The organism is Aquimarina discodermiae (genome assembly GCF_040786235.1).
GTDB lineage: Bacteria > Bacteroidota > Bacteroidia > Flavobacteriales > Flavobacteriaceae > Aquimarina.
This window is the reverse complement of sequence record NZ_JBFMKP010000018.1, coordinates 119,865-132,489: the sequence shown is the minus strand read 5'-3', so window position 1 is coordinate 132,489 and position 12,625 is coordinate 119,865. Positions and strand designations below refer to the sequence as shown.

General features: G+C 32.4%; 10 protein-coding genes. 1 reads left to right on the top strand and 9 read right to left on the bottom strand.

Going from position 1 to position 12,625, the window contains the following annotated elements; translation table 11 throughout:
• Positions 1-722: 722 nt before the first annotated feature.
• The 9 genes from ABW636_RS13320 to ABW636_RS13280 form a co-directional block, all read right to left on the bottom strand.
• On the bottom strand, positions 723-1,220 hold the full coding sequence (locus ABW636_RS13320; protein WP_367590526.1) for a ferritin: 498 nt from the start codon (positions 1,218-1,220) through the stop codon (positions 723-725).
• Positions 1,221-1,401: 181 nt separating this feature from the next.
• Entirely contained in the window at positions 1,402-3,948 is a 2,547-nt protein-coding gene (locus ABW636_RS13315) for a TonB-dependent receptor family protein (protein WP_367590525.1), read from the bottom strand.
• Positions 3,890-5,254, bottom strand: a complete 1,365-nt coding sequence (locus tag ABW636_RS13310) for an HTTM domain-containing protein (protein WP_367590524.1) — start codon at positions 5,252-5,254, stop codon at positions 3,890-3,892. The genes ABW636_RS13315 and ABW636_RS13310 overlap by 59 nt, the downstream gene beginning before the upstream one ends.
• Positions 5,244-6,383, bottom strand: a complete 1,140-nt coding sequence (locus ABW636_RS13305; RefSeq protein WP_367590523.1) for an imelysin family protein — start codon at positions 6,381-6,383, stop codon at positions 5,244-5,246. The genes ABW636_RS13310 and ABW636_RS13305 overlap by 11 nt, the downstream gene beginning before the upstream one ends.
• A 111-nt stretch (positions 6,384-6,494) precedes the next feature.
• On the bottom strand, positions 6,495-7,817 hold the full coding sequence (locus ABW636_RS13300; protein ID WP_367590522.1) for a DUF4856 domain-containing protein: 1,323 nt from the start codon (positions 7,815-7,817) through the stop codon (positions 6,495-6,497).
• Positions 7,818-8,029: 212 nt separating this feature from the next.
• Positions 8,030-8,491, bottom strand: coding sequence for a heme-binding domain-containing protein (locus tag ABW636_RS13295; protein WP_367590521.1), 462 nt, complete (start codon positions 8,489-8,491; stop codon positions 8,030-8,032).
• 16 nt (positions 8,492-8,507) lie between these two features.
• A complete protein-coding gene (locus tag ABW636_RS13290) occupies positions 8,508-9,374 on the bottom strand; it encodes a hydroxymethylglutaryl-CoA lyase (RefSeq protein ID WP_367590520.1) in 867 nt (288 codons plus the stop codon).
• 39 nt (positions 9,375-9,413) lie between these two features.
• Complete coding sequence (locus ABW636_RS13285) at positions 9,414-10,040, bottom strand: LysE family translocator (protein ID WP_367590519.1); 627 nt, start codon at positions 10,038-10,040, stop codon at positions 9,414-9,416.
• An 11-nt stretch (positions 10,041-10,051) separates the two neighbouring features.
• A complete protein-coding gene (locus ABW636_RS13280) occupies positions 10,052-11,077 on the bottom strand; it encodes a quinone-dependent dihydroorotate dehydrogenase (RefSeq protein ID WP_367590517.1) in 1,026 nt (341 codons plus the stop codon).
• A gap of 90 nt (positions 11,078-11,167) precedes the next feature.
• Between ABW636_RS13280 and pepT the strand changes: the two genes are divergently transcribed.
• Positions 11,168-12,412, top strand: coding sequence for a peptidase T (pepT, locus tag ABW636_RS13275; protein WP_367590516.1), 1,245 nt, complete (start codon positions 11,168-11,170; stop codon positions 12,410-12,412).
• Positions 12,413-12,625 lie beyond the last annotated feature (213 nt).

Below are 12,625 nucleotides of genomic sequence, written 5' to 3'. Positions count from 1 at the left end.
CATAATCATAACCACTCTGCATACGTATAGGGTCTGATTCCCATTCTTCTAAATGTTTAGTAAGTAATTCGGTAGCTCTATGCTTGAAGTCCATAGTTTATTTGCAAAATAAAACTATTTAACCAAATAGGGAAATTTGTCGTACACCCACTTTATATAATCTTCATTTTATCGTTATAAATAACATTATCTACTAAAGCAATACCATTTCTAACTACGACTTACTTAATAAAAAGACATGTTTTCCTTTGTAATCAAACATATTTCCTACTATCAGTAAATTCAAATCAGAACGAATATAATACAGTGTTTATGTAACGAATTATTATCCTAACCAGATAGTATGGCGGCAAGAATTAGAATAAAATTTAAAATAAGTGTGCGTGTTTATTAGTAGAAAAGGTGGATCGGTTTGCAAACACATTCACTTTTTTAATAGAAAGGATAAAATAGTAATATAACTATTTTAAAGTTTAGGGCATTTTTTACAATTTGTTTTACCTTTCTTCTTATACTTTTTACAGCACTTCTTCTTTTTTCCACCACAAGCAATTTCGCAGTTCATAATCATACAAGAAGCATATACCGATGGAGCTTGAATATTTTGCATTACTTTATTCTTATTGAATCTAAATAAAGTGCAAAAATATAAAAAAAAGACTCCCGACAAAGGAATCTTTTATTTTATTTTAATCACTTATTAACAAGCACTTAGTAGTAGCTTATTCTTCTGGTGCCTGAAAAGTACTAATATCTCTATCAAACAAATAATGTCCAGATTTATCTCCTCCTATAATCTTTAATTTATCCAACAGAGTACGAGCTGTAGCTTCTTCTTCTAACTGCTCTGCCACATACCACTGCATAAAGTTATGTACATTATAATCCTTATGTTGCAGGCACTCATAAATGATATTATTAATTTTTGCTGTCACAAACTCTTCACTCTGCAGAAATATTTCAAACAACTCTAGCAATGATTTAAAATCATCTCTAGGTTTATCTATTGCAGGGATTACTGCTGCTCCACTTCTTTCGTTTATAAATTTCACCAACTTGGTCATATGTACACGCTCCTCTTCAGATTGCGTATAAAAAAATTCTGCCACCCCATTATAGCCGTTAACGTCTGCCCAACAAGCCATAGAAAGGTATTGTGCAGAAGCAGTTGCTTCATAGGTTATCTGATCATTTAATAGTTTTTCTATTTCTGGTATCATATCTGACTTTTACATTTTTTTGATAAAGAACTAAAATACACAAATTATAAATTTTAATAGCTATTTAAACTTGTTTTAAAACAATTTATAATCAAACTGATGGTCAAACTAACGATTTTAAAAAGTTACTTAAAACAAAAGCACTTATCATTAGACATCTACTACAATATTACAAAGGTTATTACCACTTAAACTGCAACGTAGCGTACCAACTTCTAGGAGCAGATGGAATTATCCCTGGGCCAGGATAACCCGTAGCTCTTCTGGTAAAATAACTATTATCCAATACATTATTAACTCCTGCCTCAAGCTTTATATTTTTTGAAAATGTATATGATGCAGATACATCTAAAATATCATAAGACGGAATGGCACCATCGACTCTATCCTCATTTTCTGGATTGTACAGAGAATTTGTTGCATCGGTAAATTGTTCAGACAAATAAGTATACTGTAAAGAAGTTAAAAAATTCTTATATCCAAACGAAACACCGGTTTTTAAATTTACTTCTGGTATAAACTCTACTTTATTACCACTAACACTTGTTCTTATACTACTTGTATATTCAGAAGTTGTTAATGCGAGATTAGAAAACACGTCTAACTTCATGTTATCATTTACTTTAAAGAATACTTCTTTAAGATTCCACTGTATTAATGACTCTAAACCTACAATTGTAGCCTTTCCTATATTACCTCTAACCCATTGTGCTCTAAACGGAGGGTCATTTCTAAAAGCCTGCCCCAATCTATTCTCATACAGCAATGAAAATACGTTTACATCATAAGAAACCATTTTCTTAAAAGTTCCTCTTACGCCTAAATCTATTGTATATCCAGTTTCATCTTCTATATTTGGATCCACCGCAAATGAAGGGTTTACAGTTCGAATATCTGAAAATGTAACCGATCGGTAATTTTGAGAGAAGTTAAAATAGGATTCAAAATATGATGTTGGTTTATAGCTTAAACCTACACCCAATAATAAAAGGTTTCGTTCTCTAACCTCATTATCTGGAGTAAAAATTATAGTAGGATTACTACCTTGTATACTTGGTCTATTCAAAAATTCTCCAACAGACTCTGTTTTTATATATTCGAATCTAAAGCCGGGAGTTACCGAAAAATGATCTGTTACATTAAAAATATTCTCACCAAATAAAGCTAAGTTTAAGTTGGGATACTTAAAATTATTTTGGTTTGGATAAAAAGGAAAATCGTCTGTTTTAAAGGTAAAATCTGCATCAGTTCCCCTACTACCTGCCCCCTGTTGAGACGTATTGTTAGCCCTATAAAATTTAGCACCTAAAAGTAATACTGATGGTTTATCTTTAATAGTATATTCTGTGATAACTCTGGCTTCTGCACCATAGTTTTTAAAAGTTCCTATCAATAAATCTCTTTCAAAATCAAAATTTCCAGATCCATCTGTTTCATCCGGTCCAAAAACATCTGGATTTTCATTTAATACTATATTTCCATCTCCATTAACAAATGATTCAGCTCTTCTAAAGCCAATTGCTTTTCTTGAGGCATCAAGCGCAAAAACACTTAATGTACCACTAACATGATCAGAAAATTTGTGATTTAATTTCACATTAAATAAGTTCCAATCTACCGCAAACCAGTTTCTTGTTCTATAGCTTTGCCTTGGATCTTTTAAAAATTGAACATCTGATAATCCACCTGCTTGTTGTGCCAAATAATTTAGATGTGTTACCTCTGCTTCAATTTTAGTTTTTTCATTGAATTTGTATCCGATATGTGCATATCCATTTTTCGAATCAAAACCAGAGTTAGGCCTAAAACCATCTCCCTGTTTATAGTTGAAGTACCCATAATAACTTAACTTATTGGATGTCCCACTGAGACTCGTAAAATTTGTAAATAGATTAAAACTACCGACTGAACTTCTCGAAATAATCTCCAAAGATTTATTAGGGTTTGGTTTTTTCATTACAAAATTTACCAAACCTCCAAACTGAGTTCCATACTGCAAAGATGCAGCACCTCTTATCACTTGAATCTGTTCTAAACCTTCTGTTGGTGGTGTATAGTAACTTTCCGGATATCCCAAAACATCAGCACTAATATCATAATCATTTTGGCGTGTATTAAAATTTGCTGTTCTGTTTGGATCTAACCCTCGTCCACCAATATTAAGTTGCAAACCTCCATCATTACTATCATAAATATTTAAACCTGCCACTCTTGCATATATCTGGCGAGCATTATTGGTCGCCTTGTTAGTCAAATCCTGATCTAACAATACTACTTCAGATTTTTTTCCTGCATAAATATGTGTGCCTTCTACTGGTTTTAATGTTCGTAACCCGAAAGCTTGCTTTTTTTTATAGCTTAAAACCACCTCCGATAACACATTACCAAGTGGTACCATCTCAACAGTTATATTACTATTATCCCTTGGGTTAATATCTATTTCATAAGTTTTATAGTTGAACTCAAAAAATATCAATGAATAATTAGAATTTTTATTCAAGGTCGACAAACTCAAACTACCATTATTATCCGTTTCTCCAATTAATTTTCCTGACTTTATGTACACTTGCACGCCTCGAATCGGCTTCTTGGTATCTGCATTCAAAACTCTTACATCGGTACTTTGAAAAGCATATATAGATATTGATGCTAAGAAAAATATAAAAAAACTACAACCCTTTAATTTCATCTTCGAATGGTAGGATCCATGTTTTATGTTGGAATCCATCTTTAACTTTTAATAAATCAACTCTTGGGTCTATGTAAGGCTTACTTAACCTCCCATTTAAAGAAATATATCCCTCTACGAAAACCCCAATATTTTCGCTTTTTAATTCTTTTTTATAATGATCTCCCAGAAAATGTGCATACTCAACAATAAAATCGGGTTGAGTAGCCATTTGTTTATTCTGAAAAGCATTTAAAAAATGTTTGTTATTTACAGTAAAACTATTCCCTGTATCATATTTTACAACCCTAAACGAGGTATACCCTGCTTTTTCTATTAACATAACTCGCCATGAAAATCGATATCCTTCTTCTGTCCAAAACAATTCATCAGGATAGAGTAAATATCGAAACGGTACTATTAACTGAATACCTAAAAATATAGAGACAACCAGAAATAATTTTCTATAAATTTTCGGCAAATATACATCTCTTATATCATTAACCTTCGATTTAAGTTTTAATATATTCCTTAATACCTGTAAAAATTTTTCATGCAATTCTCCATCAAAAAAGATAAGCGTTACACAAATCATTACATATGGGAACATTCCTATAGGAAAAAGTACTCGCGTAAATACATGAAAAATCACAACTAAAATAAAAGCAAAAGGTCTCGTTTTACGAACTAATAATAGAAAGGGAATAGCGAGATCATAAATAGCTCCACTCCAACTCATCAAATAATGAAACCAAGTATCATTCATAAATTTCCCTATAACCGGAAAATCTGTTTTAGAAGAAAGCCAAATTTTTATAGGCTGAGCTCGGAATAACCAATCCGAGTTTAATTTGGCCAGACCTGCATAAAAATAAACGATACCTATTAAAAACTTAATCGCGTCTACAGTCCATCTAGCAACATTTTTATATGACCTATTTTTATAATATGAATCTAAAGAAAAAGTCACATTAAGAGGTAAAAAGCATAGTAAAAAGCTTAAAATACTTATGAAGTAATAATGGTTTAAATAGGTGGTTTTATCGATTAATTCTATATAAGTAAATGATAAGAAAAATAAAATTATTGATAACCTATACTTATACCCAAGAATAATTCCTATACATGAAGTAATTGCAATAAAAAATAGAATATAAGTATACTCTCTCCAGGTTACTACCCATGAAAATCCGTAGTATTTAAAATGGAAATTTGGTTCGATATAAAACTTATACACCCAACCTTTTGATAAAAACCTAACAAGGCTAATTAACATTAATACTCCAAATAAAATACGAAAAGCGGCTAGTGTAGCCGCTCTTGATGTTTTATTTAGATATGTATTAATAGTTTGTTTAATCTCCATCACTATCTACAAAGTCAATTGTAAGATTAAACGCATTAATAGCGTTTGATTTAACAGCAATAACAAATTCCTGGATAGCATCAAATACTGCATCAAAATTAGTATTATAGTCTTGTGTTTGCTGATAAAAATTATCTGTTATATTAGCATTAGCTGTATCAATATTACCAAATAAGCCGATGATATAATCATCTAAAGAGGTATCATTACCATCGATCAATATCGTAGTTCCTAAAGCCTGTAAATATTCTTGTAATCCTACGGTATTATCATTATTGGCATAACTCCTCCCATAGTAAAAATCTTGAATGGCATCATACGCTTCTAAATATAGAGTCTTAGAGTTTTCTGGACTATATAATGACTCAACAAAATCAGGACTGGCAGACACAAAAATTGTTGGAAAAATATCTCTATTTCTTGTGCCAGAAGGTGTAGCAATTTTTGCCTCTCTAAAAGATTTTTCTGTGTATTGTACAAAATCATTTACTTGTATACTAAAATAAGAACTAATCGAATTATCTACATTATTGATGCTAGTATCTTTAACAGCTTCAAAATCACTCAAAGCAGTAGTTGTTATAGTAACCATTCTTTCTGACAATGACTTCAAATAGTCCCGGTACTTAGCTTCTCCATATCTAGCAATAATATCATTATCCGTTGACTCCAAACCATTTACTAAATAGTCCATAGCTGGTAAACCTTGCGTTGGATTTAATACCGTTCTATTTAAATCTACCGTAGTAACACTATTAATATTCTCTGTAATTTTAGTAACATCGGCTGGGTAGGAATTCATATCTAATGAATATCCTGATCCAAAGAAAAACATTTCCACATGTTGCCATACCTTATAAGCTTCGAATAGATCTGTTCTAACCTTAGATAATTTAGACGTATCTGGTGCATCTGTAAACGACGTAACAGAACTATTTAAAGTTTCTAGTTTACTCTTTAGATCACTAGTGGCTGGCACTAATAGATTATTAACCCAACTTGTAGTTAAGGTAACTCTATCAAAACTGTCACTATCATTATTACCTCCTCCATCTGATGAATCATCACCTGAACATGAAACAACGTAGAAAAGAGTTAAGATAAATACTATATATACTATTTTTTTCATAACAATACCTGTGTATTAAATTTGCGCACAAAAATAAGCAAAGGGATAACATATATAGTTATCCCTCTTAATTATTATATGTATGATAGATTTTTATACATATTTAAATTCTTATGGATTTACATCTTCTACAGTCCAAGATAATCCTCCAACATTTTTTCCTGCAATGTCATCAGCAATATCAGTTAATTGTCCTGAAGTTACATCCCACAATCCATTTCCTGCATCCAAAGTTGCTAAGAAACCATCAACTTCGGCATCAGAAAAGTATCTAACACCAGCAGCATTTACTACATAACGTAAACTATTTACGAAACCATATCCTTCACAAATGTCATGGAAAGCATCTTCTCTTTTTCCAGAATTACCAATCTCGTCAATAATTTCAGCACCACCAATTAAATAATGTACTGATCTTACCGCGATAATCAAACCTAATTTTTCACGTAAAATTCCGATTTGTGTATCTCTTGATGTATAGTTTTTCTCAGCAATTGCAATTCTTCCTGTTACGAAAGCAGCAAAGATTTGTTTTTCTGTACCTGCAAACTTAGGTAAAGCATCTACGTTATCGATATACTTGTAGATTAGGTTCTGAGCAGCAGTGTTACCATAAATATAACCAAAAGCTTCATCCCAATGGTGCTCCATGGTAGTATAGCTTTTTCCTTCGGCTACAGTTCCTGCATCGTTTAATGAACGGTAATCTTTAGCACCATCTGCATCATCACCATTTTCATTATCTAAACGATTTAAGTAGTGATTTACAGCTTGATCATAAGCTAAAGCACCTGCTAAAGATTTTGTGAATAATTGATCCAATTCACGACCTTTTGCGTCCACATATCTGTAGCTATCACTACCAGTTTCCTGAAATCTTCCTGCCTGACCAGAAGCTGCTGTGGTAGTCCAAGCATCTAACACTGCTTGATGACCTGTAATGAATGCATCAATAGCATCTACATTTGTTTTACCTTGACCAGATTCATTTTTATCTGAACCAAATAAACCAATTGATGAAGAAGATTTTGATCTTACAATCTTAGTAGTTCCATTTAAACTAGTATCTGAAAATCCAGCACTTTCTCCGTCTTGACCTTCAAACTTTAATTGTATGTCAGCTACACTAGTCTCAGATTTTAAGTTTCCTCCTATTTCCTTTGCTTGCTTTAAACGAGTAGTTTGTCCACTAAAGCTTACCGTAGAATTACCATCTCTAGTGAATAAAGTAGAGTAATTATTGATGTAATCGTTGTTGTAATCCCCATTTTCTGCTCTTGAAAAGTCATCATCTGTAATAACCTCGGCTACAGTTGGGGTGTTTACTTCTGGACCTGCTGGCTCAACATTGTTATTGTCATCATCAGAAGAACAAGCTCCTAAAAGAAGAGCCCCAGATACAAATATAGATTTTGCTAGATTATTGATTTTCATTACTTTTTTTAATTTAGACTTATTATAAATAACTATCAAATATTTGAGTGCAAATATATTTATCTAAATCTATTTAGCAAACTTTATTTGAATTAAATCTAAATAAAATTAATTAACTTAACAATTACGTAAACAAAGATTGTTTTTAGCCACTTATTTTATACCATGCAAAGTATATAAGGCAAGTATTAACATCCTTTATGAGACAATCATTAATTATCAGCGGTGTATTTTAATCTCACTTCTTTGGCCCAATTAATTAATGCTATTTTCTCATCTTCTTCAAGATCCCCATGAAGCCATGTATACGAAGAAAGTGGCATTTCTTTTTCTTCTACTTCCTCAATTAACTCCTCTAGCTTATGATCTTTCTTTTTTACATCAAATTGTTTCCAATTAGAAACATTAAAATGTTCTTTACCTTCTTCTACATGATGCGCAATCCAAAATGAAAATGGCGCTACCTCTGCATACCAAGGATAAACGGTATGGTTACTGTGACAGTCATAACATTTACTTTCTAGTATCTTTTTTACCGCCACACCAGGCTGTGTTTCTTCTTCAAAATTAGCTATTGACTTATACCCTTGCTCATTTTTTTCTGACCTAATAAATTGTAATACTAACAATATCAATACTAAAACAACACCTACAATTTTAAAGTTTTTTTTCATTTTTTATTTTTAAAGATCAATGATAATTCGAAAATATTTTGGTAGCCTCATTATGTGCAGATTCAAAACTTAATGTTCTAATATTTGTATCTGCATTTACGGTTGTAAAATAAGAAATCATCCGTTCTGTAGGCATATTACCTGTAAGTTCATCTTTTGCCATAGGGCACCCTCCAAATCCTTGTATAGCTCCATCAAATCTTCTACACCCAGCTTTATAAGATGCATCTACTTTTTCGAACCAGCTTGTAGGGGTGGTATGCAAATGTGCTCCAAACTCTATCTTAGGATAAGCAGGAATTAGATTAGAAAACAAATAATCTATAATCTCTGGTGTAGAGGTACCTACCGTATCAGACAATGAAAGAATTTTTACTCCCATTTTACTAAGTTTCTCTGTCCACTCACCAACAATCTCTACACTCCACGGGTCACCGTATGGGTTTCCAAATCCCATAGATAAATACGCAACTACTTCCTTATTTACCTTATCTGCAATACTTAAAATCTCTTGTAATGTTGCTACCGACTCTGCAATGGTTTTATGCGTATTACGCATTTGAAAATTTTCTGAAATCGAAAAAGGATATCCCAAATATCGAATAGCTTCGTATTTTGCGGCATCGTTTGCTCCTCTCACATTAGCAATTATAGCCAACAGTTTACTCTTTGTATCCGAAAGGTCTAATTGCGATAATACCTGAGCAGTATCGACCATTTGTGGTATTGCTTTTGGCGAAACAAAGCTTCCAAAATCTATAGTATCAAAACCGCAACGTAATAATGATTGTATATATTGAACCTTTTTTTCGGTAGGGATAAATTCTTTTATCCCCTGCATTGCATCCCTGGGGCATTCAATAATTTTTACGTTTTCAATCATTATTAGAAAGGGTATTCGATTATGAATATAAAAGTATAATTATTTTTCAGAAAAAAGAATGAAAACTCCAATCCCTATAAAGACAATGATTTGTGTCCATTTTAAAAAGACACCTACTTTATCATTCGTTTTTAAATATTCTGAAATAGAACCTGCTAGAACAGCGATCATCCCAAAAACAACAAAAGAAACAGCCATAAACAAAAACCCTAAAACATAAAACTGAACAACGCTACTTAATGTTTTACTAAACAGAAAACTTGGGAAAAATGCCAAAAAAAATATGGACACCTTAGGGTTTAAAACGTTCATAATAAACCCTTGTTTACATAAACTCCATAAGCTTTTTTGAGGTACGCTATCTGCAGACAAATCTATAGAGGCACTACTTTTATATACTTTATAAGCCAAAAAGAAAAGATACAATGCTCCGAAAAGCTTAATAACAAAGAAAAGAATATCACTCTGTTTTATAATAGCAGAGACTCCAAAAGCTACCAATGTAGTATGTACCAAACATCCAACTGTCAATCCTACAACCACTGATAATCCAAATTTTTTCCCGTTCACCATCCCCTGCGTCAATACAAATATATTATCAGGACCTGGTGACAACGCCAATAAAGAAGTCGTTAAAACAAAAGTATATAGGATTTCATAGCTCATGAAGTTATATTTTACAATAAAGCTTTATTGATTTGCTTAATCAATGCAGGGCCTTTATAGATAAAGCCCGTATATATCTGCACCAGGCTTGCTCCGGCTTCTAATTTTTCTACAGCATCTTTGGCACTATGAATACCACCTACCCCAATAATTGGAAACGCTTTGTTACTTTTCTCTGATAAATATTTTATTACTTGTGTGCTTCTGTCTTTAATAGGTTGTCCACTAAGTCCTCCGTTACCAATTGCCTCTAATCTATTTTTCGAAGTTTTTAGTCCTTCTCTATCTACAGAAGTATTACTTGCTATTACTCCGTCTAAATTGGTTTCATTTACCAATTCTATAATTTCGTCTAGTTGATTTGTATTTAAATCAGGGGCAATTTTTAGTACTATTGGTTTTTCTGTATCAAATGCTTTATTAGCCTTTTGCACCGCCTGTATTAGCTCAATCAAATAGTCTTTATCATTCAATTTGGCATGACTCCCTACATTAGGGCAACTTACGTTTAAAACGAAATAATCTACGTATGGATGCAAGGCATTAAAACACGTTAGATAATCTGCCGTATAATTTTCTGGTTTTGTATCAGTATTTTTACCAATATTACCTCCAATTATTATTTTTCCTTTGTTTCTTTTAAGTTGGCTTATAACGGCCTCTAGTCCTTTATTATTAAACCCCATTCTATTGATAATCCCCTGGTCTTCTTTAAGTCTAAACAACCGTTTTTTTGGATTACCTTCCTGTCCTCTGGGAGTTACTGTTCCAATCTCGACAAATCCAAATCCAAAATTGGCTAATTCATTAAAAAGCACTGCATTTTTATCAAATCCGGCAGCCAAACCTACTGGATTTTTAAACTTTAAACCAAGAACTTCTCTTTCTAATTTTGGGTTATTAATTTGATACATCGCTCTAAAAATTGGAGCAACAAAAGGTATCCTAGATAGTAATCTTACGGCTCTAAATGTAAAATGATGAACCTTTTCTGGGTCAAACATAAATAACAATGGCCGTATTAGGAATGTGTACATTATATGTGTTTTTACATTTGCAAAAATAAGTTATACTAGGTTCTAATAAAAGTGTATTTTTGGATTCTTTAGATATAAATATTTATTGTTATGATTTCAAAACAACATATCATAGATCGATTCACCAGTTATGTGACTATTGATACAGAAAGTGACCCAAATAGCGACACTACTCCAAGTACAGAAAAACAATGGGATTTGGCCAGAAAACTAGCTGAAGAACTAGAAGAAATTGGTTTAGAAGAGGTTTCTATTGATGAAAATGCATATGTAATGGGTACGTTACCTTCTAATGTTGATCACAAAGTTCCTACTATTGGGTTTATTGCACATTTTGACACAAGTCCAGATTTTACAGGAGCCAATGTAAAACCTCAAATAGTAGAAAACTATGATGGAAAAGATATCATACTAAATGCTGCGCAAAATATTGTGCTTTCTCCTGATTATTTCGAAACGCTAAAAAATTACAAAGGACAAACGATCATTACTACAGACGGTACCACATTATTAGGAGCCGATGACAAAGCTGGAGTAACAGAAATTGTATCGGCTATGGAGTATTTGGTCAAACATCCAGAAATTAAGCACGGAAAAATTCGTGTTGGTTTTACTCCTGATGAAGAAATTGGACGTGGTGCACATAAATTTGATGTCAAAAAATTTGGCGCAGAATGGGCCTATACTATGGATGGTAGTCAAATAGGAGAATTAGAATATGAAAGTTTTAATGCAGCCAGTGCTGTAGTTACTATAAAAGGACGAATTGTTCACCCTGGATATGCCAAAGGTAAACTTGTAAACAGTATGTATATGGCACAAGATTTTATCAATTCATTACCTAGAACAGAAACTCCGGAGCAGACAAGTGGTCGTGAAGGTTTTTACCACCTAAATAGAATGACTGGAAAAGTACAGGAAACTGTATTAAAGTATATTATTAGAGATTTTGACAAAGAGCAATTTAAAGCTAGAAAAGAAGTAGTAGCGAACCTTGCCAAAGAGCTTAATGAAAAATACGGAGGAAATGATGCGGTTACCGTAGAAATCAAAGATCAATACTACAATATGGGTGAAAAAGTAAAAGAAGTTATGCACATTGTCGATATTGCAGAAGACGCTATGAAATCACTTGATATCAAACCTCTTATAAAACCAATACGAGGAGGTACAGACGGATCGCAATTAAGTTATATGGGACTTCCTTGCCCAAATATATTTGCTGGTGGACATAACTTTCACGGTAGATACGAATTTGTGCCGGTAGAAACGATGATCAAAGCCACAGAAGTAATTGTGAAGATAGCAGAACTAACGGCTGAGCAAAATAATTAAAAAAATATTTTTATCTTTTTTAAGATACAACCTTAAACCATAAAACAATCTAAATATTCAGTTAGATTGTTTTATGGTTTTTTAATTCTCCTACTCCCCTTTAAACACCTCTATTTTTCTAATCATCGATTTTTTTTCACTTTAACCGATTTTAGGTATTTATCATCAAATCATTTTGAAGCAAATTTTAGGATAAAAGTAAATTTATGTGAT